The following is an 18,840-nucleotide window of genomic DNA, read 5'->3' as shown; positions in this document are numbered from 1 at the left end:
GCGAAACCCACGCGCTGGCGCATGCCGCCGGAAAGCTCGCGCGGGTAGGCGTTTTCGAAGCCGTCCAGACCGATCAGGTCGATCGCCGCCAGCGCCCGCTCGCGACGCTCGCGCGCCCCCACGCCCTGCGCTTCGAGGCCCGCTTCCACGTTTTGCAGCACCGTGAGCCACGGGAACAGCGCGAACGTCTGGAACACCATCGCCACGCCCTCGGCCGGGCCATCGAGCGGCTTGCCGCGCCAGGTGACGTCGCCGGAAGTCGGCGAGATCAGGCCCGCGATGATGCGCAGCAGCGTGGACTTGCCCGAACCCGAACGGCCGAGCAGCCCGACGATCTCACCCTCGCGAAGCTGGAGGTTGGCGTCGTCGAGCACGAGCAGTTCGCCCTGGGACTTGTTGAAGCCCCGGCACACGTCCTTCACGTTCAGGATTTCAGCGCCGAGGCGCGGCGGGTTCGGGGCCGTCTGCACATCGCCGTGCGCGGCGCTCAGCGTCTTGGGGTTTTGCATCGCGTTACCTTCGATCCTTCGTTGTTCGTTCAGTCGAGCCGCAGACGGGACTCGGCGTAGGTGTACATCGGGCGCCAGATCACGCGGTTGAACAGCGTGACGAACAGCGACATCACGGCAATGCCGAGAATGATCTTCGGATAGTCGCCGGCCGCCGTCATCTGCGCGATATACGCGCCGAGACCGTGCGCGACGACCTTGGTGTCGCCCCACTGCACGAATTCGGAGACGATGCTCGCGTTCCACGCGCCGCCCGAAGCCGTGATGGCGCCCGTGACGTAGTACGGGAAGATGCCCGGCAGCATGGCCTGGCGCCACCACTGCCAGCCACGGATATGGAAGTTCTTCGCCGCTTCCTTGTAGTCGTTCGGATAGGCGCTGGCTCCGGCAATCACGTTGAACAGGATATACCACTGCGTGCCGAGCACGATCAGCGGTGACAGCCAGATGTCAGGGTTCAGGTGAAAGCGCACGATCACGATCACGAACACCGGGAACAGCAGGTTGGCCGGGAACGCGGCGAGGAACTGGGCGAGCGGTTGAACCTTCTCGGCGAGCGCGGGGCGCAAGCCGATCAGCACGCCGAGCGGCACCCAGATGACCGAGGCGACGGCGATCAGCAACGCCACACGCAGGAGCGTGATGAGGCCGAGCACGAGCACATGCCAGACTTCGTCGAGCGTCACGCCCGTGCGCACGTAGGCCACCACGCGCCACACCACGAACACGGTCAGCGCGATCACGAGCACGGCCCACACGGCGTCGCTGATACGCGCGCGCAAGTCGCGCCGGCCGGCCGGGAGCGGCGCGGCACGCGAGATGTTCGGGAACGACGGCAGTTTCAGCGGGATGCGCGCCGTTTTGGCGAGCAGCCAGCCAAGCGGCACGAGCAGTTGATGAATGAGGTGGGTGCGGCGGATCAGGTCGAGCAGCCACGACTCCGGCGCGTCGCCCGAGCTCGTGTTCTCCATGCGGAACTTGTCGGCCCACGCCACCAGCGGGCGGAACAGGAACTGGTCATAGGCGAGAATCACCACCACCATCGCGAGAATCACCCAGCCCACGGCGTGCAGGTTCTTTTCCGAGATCGCCTGGGCCAGATACGCGCCGACGCCCGGGAGCGTGATCGTGTTGTTGCCCACCGTGATCGCCTCGGAGGCCACCACGAAGAACCAGCCGCCCGACATCGACATCATCATGTTCCAGATGAGGCCCGGCAGCGAGAACGGCACTTCGAGCTTCCAGAAACGCTGCCATGCGGTCAGGTGAAAGCCGCGCGAGACTTCGTCCAGGTCGCGCGGCACCGTGCGCAGCGACTGGTAGAAGCTGAACGTCATGTTCCAGGCCTGGCTCGTGAAGATCGCGAAGATCGCCGCAAGCTCGGCCCCGAGGACGCGCGACGGAAACAGCGCGAGAAAGAACGTGACCGTGAATGAGATGTAGCCGAGCACCGGCACCGACTGAAGGATGTCGAGAATCGGCACGAGCAGCTGGCCCGCGCGGCGGCTCTTCGCCGCGAGCGTGCCGTACACCAGCGTAAAGATGAGCGAGGCCACCATCGCCGCGAGCATGCGCAGCGTGGTGCGCATGGCGTACTCGGGCAGGTTCGCCGGATCGAGCGAGATGGGCTGCGCCTTCAGCGTGGCAATGGGCGCCATCGTTTCGTGAAAGCCCACGGCCGCCATCGCGATCAGGCCGATCATGAGCGGGAACGCCACGAAATCCCAGCGATTGGGCAGCACGCGCCACGCCGAAGCGTTGGCCGTGCGGTTCAGGTTGAAGCCGAACTCCATTCAGACGCCCTCCGCGGCGGGATTCAGATAAGCAGACAAAAAAGCGCTCGCGCCACCGACGCTCTGACGACGGCCGGGCTGGCCGCCGCATGCTTGCCTCGATGAAAACGGCACGACACTACTACAACCTTCATGACAGGCACAACCGCGCCCGGGGCAGCGTGAAATCCCCGTCACACGGGCTTTCGCGGCGCTTTCGCAGGCCTTCTGGAGAGCTTCCAGCGCAACACGCGCGCGGCATCCGCACGACATCGTGATGACACATCGATGACGCCGTGATGACACAACGCCGGCACGCCTGCATCATGGCGGCCGCAAACGCCAGCCGGCATTCGTCAGCGGACCTCAAACGTCGCTTGCGCGCCACAACCCGGCCATCAGTTGGCCACCACGCGACGCTCATGCGCGAAGGGTTCGCGACGCCCGCCAGGGCGCGCAAGTCCACGCGCACGGCATGCCGCTTGCATGTTAGCGATCTGTCCACGCGCCGCCGCCTGCGCTCGCCGCGCCACAACGCCGCTGCGCGGCTACGAGAGCGGGATCGCCGGCGCCGTTCGAGGGGTAAAATCGACTCGCGCCGACGGCGGCGCTCCGACGCCACAGGCGCCGGCTCCACGCCTCAATGCCCACTCACGAATCAGAAGGCCGATGAACAGGAGACTCTTGCGTCAGGCAGCCGGACCCATCGGGGTCCTGGTGGTCGCGCTCGTCTGCTGGGCGGCGGCCGACTGGATCGCGGACCGCATGGTCCGCCAGGAGTTCGTGGCCGCGCTCAACGCACAACGCCAGATGACGCGCTCGGTCGTGGACAACATGGCCGAAGTGATCGCGAGCGACCTGGCGATGTCGCGCGCCATTCCGGCGACCATGGCCGAAACCCGCGTAGTCCAGCAAGCGCTCACCGAGGCCGCGCATTATGCCGCGTCGCACGACTCGACGGAACTGGCGCGGCGCAAGGAACTGCAAGCGGTGCCGCAACTGGCCGCCGTCGACCGCTTCCTCCACGACGCGCAAGGCTTCTCCGGGCTCGACGCAATCTGGCTCGTGAACGGGAACGGGATCTGCATCGCGTCGAGCAATGCGCTCGAGCAAATCTCCTATGTGGGCGTGGACATGCGCCCGCGCGCGTACTTGAACGACACGCTGCTCGGCGCGTTTTCGGAAGCCTATGGCGTGGGCACGGCAAGCGGCGAACCGGGCATTTTCGTCGCCGCGCCCGTTTATGACGAAGGCCTGCTGGTCGGCGCCGTGGTCGCGAAGGTCAGCATCGCGCGGCTGCGCCACTGGGTCACCCATCCGGGCACCTTCGTCGCGGACAGCAACGGCGTCGTCATCATGGCCCATGACAGCGCGCTGGAAGGCCGCGCCCTGCCCGGCTCGCACGTCGCCGAAATGAATGCGGTGGACCGCGTGAACACCTACCTGCGCGAGCGCTTTTCTACGCTCGGTCTGCAATCGGCCGCGCAGGCCGCGACGCGCGAAGCGCCGTGGCTGCCGCACACCCAAGCCGCGCAGATGGTCGAGCTGCCGGGCCACCGGGCCCCCGCGCTCTACGAGCAACGCGGCGGGCTGAACTCGGGGCTCTCCGCCCATCTCGTGGACCCGGTCAATGCGTGGCCCGAGCTGCTCGCGAACCACCAGCGCAACCGGCTCCTCATCTTCCTCACGTTGGCGGGCACGGCCGCACTCGCGGCGGTGATCACGGTGTCGTGGGTGCGCGAGAAACGCCTGCACCGCGCGAGCCGCGATCTCGCGGAGCAGTTGCAGGACGCCAACGCGCTGCTCGCAGCCGAGGCGCGCCACGACGCGCTGACCGGCGCGCTCTCGCGGCGCTACTTCCTCGACCTGCTGCGCCGCGAGATCGACGCAGCCTATGCGGCGGGCAAGCCGCTGTGCATGGCGATCGCCGACCTCGACTACTTCAAGCAGATCAACGACCGCTTCGGCCACCCGGCGGGCGACCGCGCGCTCCAGCATTTCGTGCAGACGTGCCGCTCCGAGCTGCGCGCGGACGACGCGGTCGGGCGCCTCGGCGGCGAGGAATTCGGCATCCTCCTGCCCGCGACCTCGCTCGCCACGGGCCTCGCCGTCCTCGACCGCCTGCGCCAGCAGGTGGGCATGCGCATCTGCGCGGAACTGCCCGAGGAGGCGAGCGTGAGCGTGAGCATCGGCGTGACCGAACTCGCCGCCGCGCAGGACCAGCCCGAGCGCCTGATGAGCCGCGCCGATCTCGCGCTCTACATGGCCAAGGCGGCCGGGCGCGACCGTTGCGAAGCCCTGACCGGCGAAGGCGTCGTGCCGCCGCGCACGGCCGCGCCGACCTGGTGACTCGCGACGCCCAGGTCCGCGCGCGCTTGCGGGACTCGCCCGGCCAGAAGGACGAGGCGCGGTATCATGGAACGAACGGTGTGCGCGGCTTCACGCGAAGCGCATGAAGCCGCCGCGCCATCTCGGTGTTCCGCACAAAATCTGGAGGCATGCATGAAGGGAAATCTGGTCATTGTCTGCCGCGATCAGGATGCGATCGCGTTCGACCAGTTGATGGTCGAGTACGGCGCGTTCCAGACGCGCCTGTCATCGACCGCGTGGTATCTGAAGCTCGACGCCACGCCCGAGTTGATTCAGGAAGAGATTCTTGCCCGCCTCGGCAAGTACACGACGCACTACATCTTCGAGGCCGGCAGCGTGACCTACAACACGGTTGACAGCGAGGCCGCCGCCGCGCTCGACACGCTTTTCACGGCCTGAAGCCGCCAGGCCTCTCATTCGGCGCCGTGATTACGGCGCCCTTGGCTAGTTCGGCCCGCCCCGCTCCCCGCCTCGCGAAGCCGCGCCCCTTGCGGCGCTGGCCCCGCTACCCACCCGACCCGGCTTTACCAGACCTGCGCCGCTTCCGACACGGTGCGGGCCACCACGTCGAACGCGAACGTCATGCGCACGGCGAGGCCGCCGCTTTCGCCGTTGCCGATGGCAAGCTCGCCGCCCGCGCGGCGCACGAGACGCTCGACGATCGCGAGCCCGAGACCGCTGTGGCCGTTGCCGCCGCGCGCGGGGTCGAGCCGCACGAAGGGCCGGCTCGCCTGCGTGAGATCCTGGTCCGGGATGCCCGTACCGTGGTCGCGCACCGTGAGCGAAAAGCCGTCGGCGCCGCGCTCGCTCTCGATCACGACGGGCGGCGCGCCATACGCATGGGCGTTGTCGAGCAGGTTCGAGACCACGCGCTCGAGCGTGGCGGCCGGCAAACGAAACTCCGGCCCCGCGCGCAGGCGCGTCTGGATCGCGATCGACGCGCCGCCCACCGTGCGGTAGTTGCGCACGATGCGCTCGCACTGGTCGTCGACCTCGACGGGCTCGCTGCGGTCGGCGCCGTCGTGCGCGAACACGAGGAACTGGTCGACGATATGCGCCATCGACTCGACGTCGCGCACCACGCCGTCGCGCACCTTCTGCTCGTCCATCATCTCGGCGCGCAGGCGCAGCCGCGCAAGCGGCGTCTTGAGGTCGTGCGCGACGCCCGCCAGCATAACGGCGCGGTCTTTCTCGGTGCGCTCGACTTCCTTGACCATCTGGTTGAAGCCGCGCGTGAGCTGGCGCAACTCGCGCGGCCCGCGCTCGGGCACGGGCGGCACCGGCTCGCCGCGGCCGAAGCGTCCCACGCCCTGGGCGAGCGCGCGCAACGGCTGCTGGAGCATCCACGCGGCCACGAGCGCGGCGATCACCGCCGCCGCGAAAATGATGACGAACCACGGTACGAGCTTGTCGAGCGGGCGCATGATGCGCAGCGGCTGGCCGGGCACCACGATCCAGAACGCGTCCTGCGGGCCGCGCACCCAGAGCGTGGGCGGCCGGCCGGGCGGCCCGGCGCGCACGTCGGTGCCGGGCGGCATGCGGTCGCGCACATCGTCGATGAAACGGCGCAGCGGCTCGGGCATGGTGTCGCTCACGGCCGGCACTTCAGCGCTGGCCGGGTCGACGAGCTTCACACGCGAAGGCAGCGGCGTGCCGGGCTCGCGCGCGACGTGCTGGCGCACCGCGTCGACGAGGAAGGTGGCTTCCTCGACGGCGTAGCGCGTTTGCATCTGGTTGCGCTCGAGGCGCATCAGGGCGAACCAGGCGACGTGCGAAATCAGCAGGACGCCGATGAAAAGCAGCGCGAGCCGCCCGAACAGCGAATCAACCGGCCGGCGCATGGTTGCCCTGCTCTCCATCGGGCACGAACACATAGCCGCGCCCGCGCACGGTCTGGATGAAGCGCGGCGTGGACGGGTCGGATTCGAGAATGCGGCGCAGACGCCACACCTGCACGTCGATGCCGCGGTCGGTGCCGTCGTACTCGGGACCGTGCAGCAATTCCAGCAGGCGCTCGCGCGTGAGCGTGCGCATGGGGTGGTTCACGAAGATCTTGAGGAGCGCGAATTCGCTGCCCGACAGCATGATCGGCTTGCCTTCCTGTTGCAGCGTGCGCGACTGGAAGTCGAGCGTGAAGCGGCCGAACGAGTACGGCTCGCGCTGCTCGGGCGCGGCCGCCGAGGGCAGCGTGCGGCGCCGGCGCAACACGGCCTGCACGCGCGCGAGCAGTTCGCGCGGGTTGAACGGCTTGCCGAGATAGTCGTCCGCGCCGAGTTCCAGACCGACGATGCGGTCCACGTCGTCCGCGCGCGCCGTGAGCATGATGACGGGGATGTCGTCGCCCGCCGCGCGCAGCTTGCGCAGCGCGGTGAGGCCGTCCACACCCGGCATCATCAGGTCGAGCACGATCAGGTCCGGGCGCTCGCGCTCGAGCCGCCGCTCCAGCGAGCTGGCGTCGTGCAGCACCGAGACTTCCATGCCCTGGCGCGCCAGATAGTCGCGCAGGAGGTCGCGTAGTTCGAGGTCGTCGTCGACGACAAGGATTTGAGTAGCCATGGATCGAAGTGTAACGCGCGCGCAGGTGGCGTTTGCTTACAGGCCTGCCACCTGAGTTACCAGGTGTTACGGCGAAAGGCGTGTGTAATGTCGCGTAATGACGGCGTGCGGTGCGGTAACACGCGGCACCCGCCGGGCCGATACGCTAGGGACACCGGTTGCGAGCGCCACCACTTGATCCAGGCGCCGCGCCAGACCGGATAAAACCCTCATGGATTTGTCAGGAGCATCACCATGTACAAGACGACTTCGCGCCTTCTCGCCATCGCCGCCGCCTCGCTCGCGCTCACCGTGGGCGCCACCGCCGCCAACGCCCAAACCCCGCCGCCGCCCCCGGGCGGCCCCGGCATGATGCACGGCGGTCCGGGCATGCACGGCGGCCCCGGCATGCACGGCGACTTCATGCTCGGCTTCAAGAAGCTGCACGACAAGCTGAATCTGAACGCCGCACAGGAAAAGCAATGGCAGGCCGCGCTCGACACGATGAAGCAGAACGGCGAGGCCATGCGCAAGAATCATGAACAGATGAAGCAGCAGTTCGATTCGATGAAGAACCAGCCGATCCTCGACCTGAACGCCATGCACACGGCGCACGAGCAGGTCGAGCAGCAGAACCAGCAACTGCGCGAGCAGACCACGCAGGCGTGGCTCGCCTTCTACAACGGCCTGAACGACCAGCAGAAGACGACCGTGAGCTCGGCGATCAAGGAGCGCTTCGCGAAGATGGAGCAGCGCCACGAGAAGATGCGCGAACGCTGGGAGCAGCACCACAAGGGCGGCGCATCGGCGCCGGCCGCGCCGCAGTAAGGCGTGCGGCAAACGCGCCGCCTGCGGGCGGCGCGCCAATGCGGCAAAGCGCCGCGGGATTCGCATCCCGCGGCGCTTTTTTCATGGCGAACGCGACGGCCCTCTGGCAAGCGCGGCGGCGGCCCGGCCGGGACCGCTGCGCCCACCCCGCCCGCTGCGCCCAGGTAATCAGGCGAGGTCGAACAGCAGCACTTCGGCCGCTTCGCCGCCCGCGAGCGTCACACCCGGCTCGGCTTCGATCAACGCGGCGTCGCCGGCTTCGAGGCGCTGGCCGTTCACCTCCAGCGCACCGCGCGCCACGTGCAGGTACACCCGCCGCCCGGCGGGCACCGCGTGCTCGATGCGCTCCTCGCCGTCCACCAGCGCCGCGAAGATCGAGGCGTCCGACCGCACCGTCACCGAGCCGTCGCGGCCGTCGGGCGAAGCGATGAGACGCAGGCGGCCGCGCTTGTCGGCGTCGTCGAAGCGCTTTTCCTCGTAGCCGGGCGCCCCGCCGCGCTCGCGCGGCAGCAGCCAGATTTGCAGCAGGTGCGCCTCCTCGTCCTTCGAGCCGTTGAATTCGCTATGCATTACCCCCGTGCCGGCGCTCATGCGCTGTACGTCGCCGGGGCGGATGGTCGAGCCGTTGCCCATGCTGTCGCGGTGCGCGAGCGCGCCCGAAAGCACGTAAGTGACGATCTCCATGTCGCGGTGGCCGTGCGCGCCGAAACCCTGGCCGCCCGCGATGCGGTCGTCGTTGAGCACGCGCAGCGCGCCGTAATGCATATGCGCTTCGTCGAAATAGTCGGCAAACGAAAAGCTGTGATACGAGTCGAGCCAGCCGTGGTTGGCGTGGCCGCGTTCGTTGGCGTGTCGGATGGTCAGCATGGCGTTCTCCGCTCAATCAAGTCGATGTCCGAAGGTAAGGGCGGCGGCCCGCCAGCACAATCCGCAACGGCGCACCGGATCGTTTCGCCAGCAACATCAATGGGCTGCACCACCGCCATCGCCCTCCGTCAGACTGGCGCACCCTCCCGCTTCGGGTAAAATACCGCGCTTTTCGGCCAGCGCGAGCCTGAGGCTCAGGGGGAACACCCCCAGGACGGATACCCCGTCCCGCCATTGCGCGCTGCCGGCGAGACTGACGACGCGCCCGGCGCGTTGCGCAGGCCGCCGGGGTGCCGGAGCGCATCGCGCCTCCGACCCGCATTTTTGATCGCCTAGAATGGCGGCCAACGGCCACGAGCCGGGCCGCCTTGCGCCGGCCGCGCGCCACCCGGAGCGCCGCGCCGCCCGTATCAGGAGAATGATGAAGAAGTTCGCAGTGTGCGTGGCGCTCGCCCTGATCGCGGGGAGCGCCGCCGCCAAAGAGTGGAAAACCGTGCGCATCGGCGTGGACGCCAGCTATGCGCCGTTCGAGTCCAAAGCGCCCGACGGCCAGATCGTCGGCTTCGATGTCGACCTCACGAAAGCGCTGTGCGCGCGCATGAACGTGAAGTGCGTCTGGGTCGAGAACGACCTCGACGGCATCATCCCGGCGCTCAAGGCCCGCAAGTTCGACGCGATCGTCTCGTCGCTGACCATTACGCCGCAGCGCGCCCAGCAAATCGACTACTCCGCGAAGATGTTCGATGCGCCCGCACGCATGCTCGCGCGCAAAGGCTCGCCGCTCCTGCCCACGCCCGCCTCGCTCAAGGGCAAGAACGTGGGCGTCGAGCAGGGCTCGACCCAGGAAGCGTATGCGAAGGCGCACTGGGCGCCGCAGGGCGTGAACGTGGTCTCGTACCAGAATCAGGATCAGGTCTACCAGGATCTGATCGCCGGACGCCTCGACGCCACGCTGCAAGACGAGGTCCAGGCGGATTTCGGCTTCCTGAAAACGCCGCGCGGCAAGGGCTTCGCGTGGGCGGGCCCGGAAGTGGAAGATCCGGCGACGATCGGCGACGGCACCGCGATCGGATTGCGCAAGGATGACGCCGACCTGAAGGCGAAGTTCAACACGGCGCTCGCCGCGATTCATGCCGACGGCACGTTCGACAGGATCGCGAAGCAGTATTTCGACTTCGACATCTACAAAGGCAAGTGAACGGGAACGCACACGCAGGTAAATAAACCACGAGACATCACCGCTCGCGCCTCGCGCCACGACGCATGAAAGCCCCGATGGACCCCTGCCGGGCTTCGTATACAGTCACAGGCGCGCTCACGAGCGCAATGACATCGGCGGCGCGCGAACCGGCAAGAGCCCCCGCGCGCCCATGTACGGATTTGAACCGCGGCAGAGCAGCGCCGCGCCTTTCGCGGTGCGCGAGAAGCGCCCCGTCAAGGACTCGCCCATGTTTCTTCAAGGCTACGGCCCGCTGATCCTCGCCGGCACCTGGCAGACCGTCAAGCTCGCCGTGCTGTCGCTCGTGCTCTCGTTCGTGCTCGGGCTGATCGGCGCGGCGGCGAAGCTCTCCAAAAACCGCGTCGCTTCCGGCGCGGGCACGCTCTACACCACGCTCATTCGCGGCGTGCCCGATCTCGTGCTGATGCTGCTGCTCTTCTACAGCATCCAGATCTGGCTGAACAATCTCACCGACATGCTCGGCTGGGATCAGATCGACATCGACCCGTTCCTCGCGGGCGTGGTCGTGCTCGGCTTCATCTACGGCGCGTACTTCACCGAGACCTTCCGCGGCGCGTTTCTCGCCGTGCCGCGCGGCCAGCTCGAAGCGGGCCACGCCTACGGCATGACGAACTGGCAGGTGTTCACGCGCGTCATGTTCCCGCAGATGATGCGCTTCGCCCTGCCCGGCATCGGCAACAACTGGCAGGTGCTCGTGAAGTCCACGGCGCTCGTCTCGATCATCGGTCTCGCCGACGTCGTGAAGGCCAGCCAGGACGCCGGCAAGGGCACGCTGCGCTTCTTCTTCTTCACGCTGCTCGCCGGCGCGATCTATCTCGTCATCACCACGGTCTCCAACTTCGTGCTGATGTATCTCGACAAGCGCTACTCCACCGGTGTGCGCAAGGCGGATCTCTGAATCGCGCGAGGCCAAGACCATGCAAGACTTCGTCCAACTGATCCAGCAGTACTGGCGCAACTATCTCTACTCCGACGGCTACCACTTCAGCGGCGTGGCCATCACGCTGTGGCTGCTCGTCATCTCGATCGGGCTCGGCTTCTGCCTCTCGGTGCCGCTCGCCGTGGCGCGCGTGTCGAAGAAGAAGTGGCTCGCCGGGCTGGTGTGGCTCTACACGTATATCTTCCGCGGCACGCCGCTCTACGTGCAGTTGCTGCTCTGCTACACGGGCCTCTACAGCCTGGAGGTCGTGCGCAACCACGAACTCACGAGCGCGTTCTTCCGTAGCGGCATGAACTGCACGCTGCTCGCGTTCACGCTCAACACCTGTGCGTACACCACCGAAATCTTCGCCGGCGCGATCAAGGCGACGCCCTACGGCGAGATCGAGGCCGCGCGCGCCTACGGCATGTCGCAATTCACGCTGTATCGCCGCGTGATCCTGCCTTCGGCGCTGCGCCGCGCGCTGCCCTACTACAGCAACGAAGTCATCCTGATGCTGCACGCGACGACCGTGGCGTTCACGGCCACCGTGCCCGACATCCTGAAGATCGCGCGCGACGTGAACTCGGCGACCTACCAGTCGTTCGGCGCGTTCGGCATCGCCGCCCTGCTGTACCTGATCATTTCTTTCACGCTCGTGTGGCTGTTCCGCCGCGCCGAGCGCCGCTGGCTCGCATACCTGCGACCGCAAGGCAAGTGAGCCCGCTAGAGGTAAACAGATGAATTCCCAGAAGCAGAAGCTGTTCGTCGACTCCATCCACAAGAAGTACGGCGACAACGAAGTCTTGAAGGGCGTGTCCCTGAAGGCCAATGCCGGCGACGTGATCAGCGTGATCGGCTCGTCGGGCTCGGGCAAGAGCACGATGCTGCGTTGCATCAACTTCCTCGAGCAGCCCAACGAAGGCCGCATCGTGGTGGACGGCGAGGAAGTCGCCACGCGCGTGGACAAGCGCTCCGGCGCGCTGCACGCGGCCGACGCGAAGCAGCTCCAGCGCGTGCGCACCAAGCTCGCGATGGTGTTCCAGCACTTCAACCTGTGGTCGCACATGTCGGTGCTCGAAAACGTGATCGAGGCGCCGGTGCACGTGCTGGGCCTGTCGCGCAAGGAAGCCGAAGACCGTGCGCGCACCTATCTGGAGAAGGTCGGTCTCGCGCCGCGCGTGGAGACGCAATATCCGTCGCACCTCTCGGGCGGCCAGCAGCAGCGCGTGGCGATTGCCCGCGCGCTCGCCATGCACCCCGACGTCATGCTGTTCGACGAGCCGACCTCGGCGCTCGACCCCGAGCTCGTGGGCGAAGTGCTCAAGGTCATGCAGAAGCTCGCCGAGGAAGGCCGCACGATGATTGTGGTCACCCACGAAATGGGTTTCGCGCGCAACGTTTCGAATCACGTGATGTTCCTGCACCAGGGGCGCGTGGAAGAAGAAGGCCAGCCCGCCGAAGTCTTCGGCAATCCGAAGAGTGAGCGCCTGCGCCAGTTCCTTTCAGGCAGCCTCAAGTAAGACGACCTTAAGGATCGCCACCCTACGGCGATGTAGTAAAAGTAGTTTTACAAGGCGCTTACAGCGCCTTTTCTTTTTTCTTCTCCGCCCCGCAAAAAACGTCCGATTTCGGCGCAAAAACAGCGATTTCCGCATTACTCCTCGTGAAATCGTTCGTCAATAGTGGCAATCCTGAACCTTGCCCGTCAACAACCGTGAGTCCCTTACTCCGTAAGGCCTCTGATCCATTTGTCGTACCTCTCTGACCACCATCCAGGAAGGTCATATTGCAATTTGACGACACCCCATGGGCCACGCACGAATTAGTTCGCCAGCGCGGACCTTTTTTGCTAAATTAGTAACCAAAGTAGCAAAACAAAGTTCATTAAAAGTAGTTTCACTTCAAAAAGAACGGGAGATGCCAGTCAACCAGGGGACCTGCAAGACGACCCGGCGCGGGTCGTGCAGCGGCACCAGCCCGTAACGCCGGTCCTCGGGGTAATTCTCCCTTTACGCGACGATTTCTGTTCGCAGCGCCGCCAAGCGCACGGACTTCTTTCGCAGTACTAAGGTTGACTCTTTGACAGGGTATGGAGGAGAAGATGAAGAAAGTATTGCTCGCCGCAGCACTGATGTCGGCTGGCGTGATCGCGCATGCGCAAAGCAGCGTGACGCTGTATGGCCGCCTCGACATGGGTGTGGCGTATATGAACGGCATCGGTGCCGGTGGCGGCACGGGTCCGGCAACTCACGGCACGAGCCAGGTTCAGCTCGAAAGCGGCTACTGGGGCACCAGCCTCTGGGGCATGAAGGGCGTTGAAGACATCGGTGGCGGCAACAAGGTTCTGTTCCACCTGGAAGGCAGCTTCAGCACCGCAAACGGCTCGCTCGGCTCCGCCGGCTCTCTCTGGAATCGCTGGGCAACCATCGGCATGGCGAACGACCAGTTCGGTACCCTGCTGCTTGGCCGCATGCTGTTCATCTCGAACGGCATTTGGGACTTCGACCCGTTCGGTCAGTCGAACTGGTCGTCGGCTTCGATGGTGCGTGGCCGCAACTGGCCGCAATCGAGCAACAACATTTCGTACCAGTCGCCGAACTGGTACGGCTTCGACATGTACGGCCAGTACGCGTTCTCGAACGCAACGAGCTGGAACGGCAACGGCACGACGCCGCAAGGCCGCGAAGCCGGCCTGCAACTCACCTACACGAGCTCGCTGTTCCAGATCCGCGGCCTGTATGACGAAATCCGCAACCCGCTCAACGGCCAGCTCGGCGGCGCATACGACCCGACCAGCGTGAACTCGGGCAACACCGGCCAGGGCGTGTTCGCGTACTCGCGTGACTACATGGCCATGGTCAACGTGTTCCTCGGCGCGTTCAAGATCCAGGGCGGCTATGAAGCCATCCGTTCGTCGGGCATGAACCCGGGCATCATCGGTCAGCCGACCACGCTCGACCACGAATGGGGCGGCGTGACGTGGCAAATGACGCCGGCGGCAGCGCTGATCGGCGCGGTCTACCACGTGAACGCGAACAACGGCGGCGGCAACGCCACGATGTACACGATCGGCGGCTCGTACAACCTGTCCAAGCGCACGCTGCTCGACATCCAGGCAGCCACCGTGCAGAACAGCAAGACGGCCAACTTCGGTCTGAACGCCAACAACTTCGGTACGTCGGCTGCAACCGGCAACCCGCTGCCGGGCCACAGCCAGACCGGCGTGTACGCAGGTATCCAGCACTCGTTCTAATTCGAAGCGAGTGTAGACAGAACAGCAACATCAACGTTTTCACGCTGCTGCGAGAGGCGCGTATCGGTGCGATGTCCGCAAGGGTATCGCACCGTTTTTTATTCCGGGGACGGGCTGCGCGAGCGGCGCCGTCCCCTTTTCTATTGGTGCTTCGCGTGCTTCAGGTGCTACGGGTGTTTCAGCGGCGCTGACGCGAGGCGCGCGGCCTCACACGGCCGCTTCGTTCTCTTCGCCCGTGCGGATGCGGATCACGCGCTCCACGTCGGTCACGAAAATCTTGCCGTCGCCGATCTTGCCCGTGCGCGCCGCGCCGATGATCGCGTCGATCACCTGGTCGGCCTGGTCGCTCGCGACCACCACTTCGATCTTCACCTTCGGCAGGAAATCAACCACGTATTCGGCGCCGCGGTACAGCTCCGTATGGCCCTTCTGGCGGCCGAAGCCCTTGACCTCGGTCACGGTCAGGCCCGTGAGGCCCACTTCGGCGAGCGCCTCGCGCACTTCGTCGAGCTTGAACGGTTTGATGACGGCAGTAATGCGTTTCATGGCGGACCTCGTCTCGTTATCGAATTTGTCGAAAATTTCAGAATATAGGGGGATTCTACGCTGTGCGGCCCGCGCTCATGCCGAGGGCTTGCCCGCAGGCGCCGCGCTCGCCGCACCGACCTCGTCGGGTACGCACTCCAGATCGGCGAGCCACACGACCGATTCCGAATCGCTCGGCGCGCGCCAGTCGCCGCGCGGCGAGAGCGAGCCGCCCGAGCCGACCTTCGGCGCGTTCGGTATGCAGGTGCGCTTGAACTGGCTCTGGCGGAAGAAGCGGTCGAGGAAAATACGCAGATTTCGCTTGATGGCCGCGAGATCGTACTGATTGCGCGCGACCTTCGCGTTCTCGGGCCACGCCCCCGCTTCGCGATCGCCCCACGCGTGGCGCGCAAGGAACGCGACCTTCGAAGGCGCGAAGCCGAAGCGCAGCGTGTAGTACAGGTTGAAGTCCTGTAGCTCGTACGGTCCGATGGTGTTCTCGGTCTTCTGCTCGGGCGCGCCATCGGACTTGCCGGGAATCAGCTCCGGGCTGATGTCGGTCGCGAGAATCGCTTCGAGCACGTCACGCCCGCTCTCCCCGTTCTGGCCGATCTGGCCCGTTTCGGCCACCCAGCGCACGAGGTGCGTGATGAGCGTCTTGGGCACGCTCGCGTTCACGTTGTAGTGCGACATGTGATCGCCCACGCCGTAAGTACACCAGCCGAGCGCCAGCTCCGAGAGGTCGCCCGTGCCGATCACGATCGCGTGATTGAAGTTGGCGAGGCGGAACAGGTGGTTCGTGCGCTCGCCGGCCTGCACGTTTTCGAAAGTGATGTCGTAGGTTTCCTTGCCTTCCGAATACGGATGGCCCAGGTCTTCGAGCATCTGCATGCAGCTCTGGCGAATGTCGATCTCGCGCGCCGTGCAGCCCACGAGCGTCATCAGCTCGCGCGCCTGGCGCAGCGTGCGCTCGCTCGTCGCGAAGCCGGGCATGGTGTAGGCAAGGATGTTCGCGCGCGGCAGCTTCAAGCGATCCATCGCCTTCGCGCACACGAGCAGCGCATGGGTGGAGTCGAGCCCGCCCGACACGCCGATCACCACCTTCTTGATGCCCGCCTGCGAAAGCCGCTGCACGAGCGCCTGCACCTGAATGTTGTAGACCTCGTTGCAGCGCTCGTCGCGGCGCTTCGGATCGGCCGGCACATAGGGGAAACGCTCCACGCGGCGCGACAGCGCGAGCGTTTCGCGCTGCCATGCGCCCTCGCCTGCCTGCTTGCCCGCGACCTCGCACGCGATCACGCGAAACTTCGCGACTTCGTCGGCATGGCGGCGAATGGAATCACCGAAGGTAGTCTGGCGGATACGCTCCTGCTGAAGGCGCGCGAGATCGATGTCGGCGTAAATGAGGTGCGAGTCGTCGGAGAAACGCTCCGACTGCGCGAGCAGCTCGCCGTTTTCGCACACGAGGGCGTGACCGTCCCAGGCCATGTCCGTGGTCGATTCGCCCTTGCCCGCCGAGGTGTACAGATACGCGGCGAGACAGCGCGCCGATTGTTGCGACACCAACTGTTGCCGGTAGCCTGCCTTGCCCACCACGACATTCGAGGCCGATAGATTGACGAGCACCGAAGCGCCCGCGAGCGCCGCGAACGACGACGGCGGGATCGGCACCCAGACGTCCTCGCAGATCTCCACATGAAAGCGCAGGCCCGCGACCTGCGGCACCTCGAACAGCAGCGACGCGCCGAACGGCACCTGCGCGCCGGCGAGCCGCACGGTATCGGCGCTGGCGTGATCGGCGGGGCTGAACTGGCGCGGCTCGTAGAATTCGCCGTAGTTCGGCAGATAGCTCTTCGGCACGACGCCCGCCACGCGACCGCCCGAGACCACGGCGGCGCAGTTGAAGAGCGAGTGGCCCACGCGCACGGGCAAGCCCACGATCATCACGAGCGGCAGCGCGGCCGAGGCTTCGACGATCTGCGCGAGCGCGTGCTCGCAGGCGTCGAGCAGGGCTTGCTGATGGAACAGGTCGTCGCACGTGTAGGCCGAAAGGCCCAGCTCCGGAAACGCGACGAGCGCCGCGCCCTGTGCGGCGGCCTCGCGCGCAAGCGCGAGCGTTTCGTTCGCGTTGAACGCGGGATCGGCCACGCGGCAACGGGGCATGCCCACGGCCACGCGCGCAAAGCCGTGCGTATACAGATTGAAGAAGCGCTCTTTCATTTCGATAACCTTGAGGCGGGCGCGCGGCGCACGGGGCGCGCGCTGACGTTCGGGCCGCAGGGTTCGCGCCGCATGGCTCGCGCCAGTGCGGCAGGCGCGGCGGCTCTCACCCGCCCGGGATGTTTGCTTTACCATGACCGTTTGCTGCGGCAAGCACCGTCGCCGCGACCCACGCCAACGTTCACGCATGAAACAGGAACATTTCGATTATCGCACGGGCATCCTCGGCTCACCGTCCGAGGTCGACGCCGCCGAATGGAACGCGCTGCTCGCGCGCCAGGCGCAGCCTACGCCGTTCTTGCGCCACGAATTCCTCACGGCGCTCGACGCCGCGCGCTGTGCCGCGCCCGGCGAAGGCTGGGCGGCGCAGTTCGTCACGCTCACCGACACGCGCACGGGCCGCCTCGCCGCCGCCGCGCCGGTGTACCTGAAGGGGCATTCGTACGGGGAGTACGTGTTCGACTGGGCCTGGGCCGACGCCTACAAGCGCAACGGCCTCGAGTACTACCCGAAGCTCCTGTGCGCCGTGCCGTTCACGCCGGTCCAGGGCACGCGCCTGATCGCCGCCGACGCAACCGCGCGCCGCCACCTGGCCGCGACGCTCCTCGCCTTCGCGGAGCAGGCCGACGTGTCGTCGCTGCACGTGCTTTTCCCGACCACGGAAGACGCCGAAGCGCTGACCGACCTCGGCATGATGCAGCGTGAGGGCGTGCAGTTTCACTGGCTCAACGAAGGCTATCGCGACTTCGAAGACTTCCTCGCCACGCTGGAGCAGAAAAAGCGCAAGAACATCCGTGCCGAGCGCCGCAAGGTGCGCGACGCAGGCGTGACCCTGCGGCGCGTGCGCGGCGAGGACATCAGCGACGCCGAATGGCGCTTCTTCAGCCGCTGCTACCGGCAGACTTACCGCGAGCATTTCTCGTCGCCGTATCTGAACCTCGACTTCTTCCGCATGCTCGGCGAAACGATGCCGGAGAACCTGCTGCTCGTGATCGCGGAGCGCGACGGCAAGCCGATCGCGAGTTCGCTCGTGGTGTGGCAGCGTGGCGAAGACGGTCGGGGCGGCACGCTCTACGGCCGCTACTGGGGCGCGCTCGAACACGTGCCCTGCCTGCATTTCGAAACCGCGTATTACCAGCCGCTGGAGTTCTGCATCGAGGAAAAGCTCGACGTGTTCGAAGGCGGCGCGCAAGGCGAGCACAAGATGGCGCGCGGCTTCCTGCCCACCGTCACGCGCTCGGCGCACTGGCTGGCGCACCCGGCGTTCGCCGATGCCGTCGCGCGCTTTCTCGAAAGCGAGACGAACCACATTCACGCCTATATGCACGAACTCAACGAGCGCAATCCTTTTCGTGCGTGAGCTGCGCACCTGAGTTACGCACTTGAGACGCACCCGAGCTTCCCGCAACGCCCCTGCCCCAACGATCATCGCTTCCAGCACTATGCCGTGGTTCCTCTATCTCCTCGAATGCACCGACGGCAGCGTCTACACGGGCATCGCCATCGACGTGGCCGCCCGCTTCGCCCAGCACGCGAGCGGCACGGGGGCGCGCTATACGCGCTCGCGCAAGCCGGTGCAGGTGCTCGCGCAATTCGAGTTCGCCGACCGCGCGAGCGCTTCGAGCGCCGAATACTGGGTCAAGCGCCTGCGCCCGCCCGAAAAGCGCGCGCTCGCGGCGGGCGCGCGCACGCTCGAATCGGTGCTGCCCGCGCCACCGGTGAGCGAAGAACCACAAGAGGAAGCGCCAGGCTGAGCCTGGCTCAACCCGGCGGCCGGCGCGCAAGCGTTTGCGCCAAGC

The 18,840-nt window shown here is 66.3% G+C and carries 17 protein-coding genes; 10 read left to right on the top strand and 7 right to left on the bottom strand.

The window, feature by feature from the left end; translation table 11 throughout:
• Positions 1-509 (bottom strand): ABC transporter ATP-binding protein (locus tag C7402_RS20905; RefSeq protein WP_116611911.1); only part of this gene is annotated, 509 nt, incomplete at its 3' end.
• A gap of 29 nt (positions 510-538) precedes the next feature.
• A complete protein-coding gene (locus tag C7402_RS20900) occupies positions 539-2,302 on the bottom strand; it encodes an ABC transporter permease (RefSeq protein ID WP_116611910.1) in 1,764 nt (587 codons plus the stop codon).
• Between the two features lie 648 nt (positions 2,303-2,950).
• Between C7402_RS20900 and C7402_RS20895 the strand changes: the two genes are divergently transcribed.
• Both C7402_RS20895 and C7402_RS20890 read left to right on the top strand, forming a co-directional pair.
• Positions 2,951-4,630, top strand: coding sequence for a sensor domain-containing diguanylate cyclase (locus tag C7402_RS20895; RefSeq protein ID WP_112172654.1), 1,680 nt, complete (start codon positions 2,951-2,953; stop codon positions 4,628-4,630).
• 153 nt (positions 4,631-4,783) lie between these two features.
• On the top strand, positions 4,784-5,050 hold the full coding sequence (locus tag C7402_RS20890; protein WP_112172653.1) for a double-stranded DNA-specific endonuclease: 267 nt from the start codon (positions 4,784-4,786) through the stop codon (positions 5,048-5,050).
• 125 nt (positions 5,051-5,175) lie between these two features.
• Here the strand turns inward: C7402_RS20890 and C7402_RS20885 are convergent, their stop codons facing one another.
• Together C7402_RS20885 and C7402_RS20880 are read right to left on the bottom strand one after the other, a co-directional pair.
• Positions 5,176-6,492, bottom strand: a complete 1,317-nt coding sequence (locus tag C7402_RS20885) for an ATP-binding protein (protein WP_116611909.1) — start codon at positions 6,490-6,492, stop codon at positions 5,176-5,178.
• Positions 6,476-7,207: a response regulator gene (locus tag C7402_RS20880; RefSeq protein WP_112172651.1), complete on the bottom strand. Its 732-nt coding sequence runs from the start codon at positions 7,205-7,207 to the stop codon at positions 6,476-6,478. Before C7402_RS20880 ends, C7402_RS20885 begins: the two co-directional genes overlap by 17 nt.
• Positions 7,208-7,441: 234 nt before the next feature.
• On the opposite strand from C7402_RS20880, the gene C7402_RS20875 reads away from it, so the two are divergent.
• Positions 7,442-8,014, top strand: a complete 573-nt coding sequence (locus tag C7402_RS20875; RefSeq protein WP_112172650.1) for a Spy/CpxP family protein refolding chaperone — start codon at positions 7,442-7,444, stop codon at positions 8,012-8,014.
• 168 nt (positions 8,015-8,182) lie between these two features.
• Here the strand turns inward: C7402_RS20875 and C7402_RS20870 are convergent, their stop codons facing one another.
• On the bottom strand, positions 8,183-8,881 hold the full coding sequence (locus C7402_RS20870; protein WP_116611908.1) for a pirin family protein: 699 nt from the start codon (positions 8,879-8,881) through the stop codon (positions 8,183-8,185).
• Between the two features lie 421 nt (positions 8,882-9,302).
• Between C7402_RS20870 and C7402_RS20865 the strand changes: the two genes are divergently transcribed.
• The 5 genes from C7402_RS20865 to C7402_RS20845 all read left to right on the top strand — a co-directional run bounded on the left by C7402_RS20865 (position 9,303) and on the right by C7402_RS20845 (position 14,296).
• Positions 9,303-10,079: an ABC transporter substrate-binding protein gene (locus C7402_RS20865; RefSeq protein ID WP_116611930.1), complete on the top strand. Its 777-nt coding sequence runs from the start codon at positions 9,303-9,305 to the stop codon at positions 10,077-10,079.
• Between the two features lie 250 nt (positions 10,080-10,329).
• Positions 10,330-11,019 carry an ABC transporter permease gene (locus C7402_RS20860; protein ID WP_112172680.1) on the top strand — a complete coding sequence of 230 codons (690 nt, stop codon included), beginning with the start codon at positions 10,330-10,332 and terminating at the stop codon, positions 11,017-11,019.
• A gap of 19 nt (positions 11,020-11,038) precedes the next feature.
• Positions 11,039-11,761 carry an ABC transporter permease gene (locus C7402_RS20855; RefSeq protein WP_112172648.1) on the top strand — a complete coding sequence of 241 codons (723 nt, stop codon included), beginning with the start codon at positions 11,039-11,041 and terminating at the stop codon, positions 11,759-11,761.
• Between the two features lie 19 nt (positions 11,762-11,780).
• The gene (locus C7402_RS20850) at positions 11,781-12,563 is read left to right on the top strand and encodes an ABC transporter ATP-binding protein (protein WP_116611907.1); all 783 of its coding nucleotides are present in this window, start codon (positions 11,781-11,783) and stop codon (positions 12,561-12,563) included.
• Positions 12,564-13,144: 581 nt separating this feature from the next.
• A complete protein-coding gene (locus C7402_RS20845) occupies positions 13,145-14,296 on the top strand; it encodes a porin (protein ID WP_112172646.1) in 1,152 nt (383 codons plus the stop codon).
• Positions 14,297-14,503: 207 nt separating this feature from the next.
• On the opposite strand, the gene C7402_RS20840 is transcribed toward C7402_RS20845, so the two are convergent.
• Both C7402_RS20840 and C7402_RS20835 read right to left on the bottom strand, forming a co-directional pair.
• A complete protein-coding gene (locus C7402_RS20840; protein ID WP_028207721.1) occupies positions 14,504-14,842 on the bottom strand; it encodes a P-II family nitrogen regulator in 339 nt (112 codons plus the stop codon).
• 75 nt (positions 14,843-14,917) lie between these two features.
• Positions 14,918-17,041 carry an NAD(+) synthase gene (locus C7402_RS20835; RefSeq protein ID WP_116611906.1) on the bottom strand — a complete coding sequence of 708 codons (2,124 nt, stop codon included), beginning with the start codon at positions 17,039-17,041 and terminating at the stop codon, positions 14,918-14,920.
• A 187-nt stretch (positions 17,042-17,228) separates the two neighbouring features.
• On the opposite strand from C7402_RS20835, the gene C7402_RS20830 reads away from it, so the two are divergent.
• Positions 17,229-18,401: a GNAT family N-acetyltransferase gene (locus tag C7402_RS20830; RefSeq protein WP_116611905.1), complete on the top strand. Its 1,173-nt coding sequence runs from the start codon at positions 17,229-17,231 to the stop codon at positions 18,399-18,401.
• Positions 18,402-18,483: 82 nt separating this feature from the next.
• Positions 18,484-18,795 carry a GIY-YIG nuclease family protein gene (locus C7402_RS20825; protein WP_116611904.1) on the top strand — a complete coding sequence of 104 codons (312 nt, stop codon included), beginning with the start codon at positions 18,484-18,486 and terminating at the stop codon, positions 18,793-18,795.
• The last annotated feature ends 45 nt before the right edge of the window (positions 18,796-18,840 follow it).

This window comes from Paraburkholderia unamae, assembly GCF_003096875.1.
Taxonomy (GTDB): domain Bacteria; phylum Pseudomonadota; class Gammaproteobacteria; order Burkholderiales; family Burkholderiaceae; genus Paraburkholderia; species Paraburkholderia unamae.
The sequence above is the reverse complement of the archived record's forward strand: the minus strand, read 5'-3'. Positions and strand labels throughout refer to the sequence as shown.

Bases quoted from the DNA above. Each gene is read 5' to 3' on its own strand.
- C7402_RS20835 (WP_116611906.1), bottom strand. From the start codon at position 17,041: ATGAAAGAGCGCTTCTTCAATCTGTATACGCACGGCTTTGCGCGCGTG.
- C7402_RS20855 (WP_112172648.1), top strand. From the start codon at position 11,039: ATGCAAGACTTCGTCCAACTGATCCAGCAGTACTGGCGCAACTATCTC.
- C7402_RS20825 (WP_116611904.1), top strand. From the start codon at position 18,484: ATGCCGTGGTTCCTCTATCTCCTCGAATGCACCGACGGCAGCGTCTAC.
- C7402_RS20900 (WP_116611910.1), bottom strand. From the start codon at position 2,302: ATGGAGTTCGGCTTCAACCTGAACCGCACGGCCAACGCTTCGGCGTGG.
- C7402_RS20845 (WP_112172646.1), top strand. From the start codon at position 13,145: ATGAAGAAAGTATTGCTCGCCGCAGCACTGATGTCGGCTGGCGTGATC.
- C7402_RS20865 (WP_116611930.1), top strand. From the start codon at position 9,303: ATGAAGAAGTTCGCAGTGTGCGTGGCGCTCGCCCTGATCGCGGGGAGC.
- C7402_RS20880 (WP_112172651.1), bottom strand. From the start codon at position 7,207: ATGGCTACTCAAATCCTTGTCGTCGACGACGACCTCGAACTACGCGAC.
- C7402_RS20895 (WP_112172654.1), top strand. From the start codon at position 2,951: ATGAACAGGAGACTCTTGCGTCAGGCAGCCGGACCCATCGGGGTCCTG.
- C7402_RS20850 (WP_116611907.1), top strand. From the start codon at position 11,781: ATGAATTCCCAGAAGCAGAAGCTGTTCGTCGACTCCATCCACAAGAAG.
- C7402_RS20840 (WP_028207721.1), bottom strand. From the start codon at position 14,842: ATGAAACGCATTACTGCCGTCATCAAACCGTTCAAGCTCGACGAAGTG.
- C7402_RS20890 (WP_112172653.1), top strand. From the start codon at position 4,784: ATGAAGGGAAATCTGGTCATTGTCTGCCGCGATCAGGATGCGATCGCG.
- C7402_RS20875 (WP_112172650.1), top strand. From the start codon at position 7,442: ATGTACAAGACGACTTCGCGCCTTCTCGCCATCGCCGCCGCCTCGCTC.
- C7402_RS20860 (WP_112172680.1), top strand. From the start codon at position 10,330: ATGTTTCTTCAAGGCTACGGCCCGCTGATCCTCGCCGGCACCTGGCAG.
- C7402_RS20830 (WP_116611905.1), top strand. From the start codon at position 17,229: ATGAAACAGGAACATTTCGATTATCGCACGGGCATCCTCGGCTCACCG.
- C7402_RS20870 (WP_116611908.1), bottom strand. From the start codon at position 8,881: ATGCTGACCATCCGACACGCCAACGAACGCGGCCACGCCAACCACGGC.
- C7402_RS20885 (WP_116611909.1), bottom strand. From the start codon at position 6,492: ATGCGCCGGCCGGTTGATTCGCTGTTCGGGCGGCTCGCGCTGCTTTTC.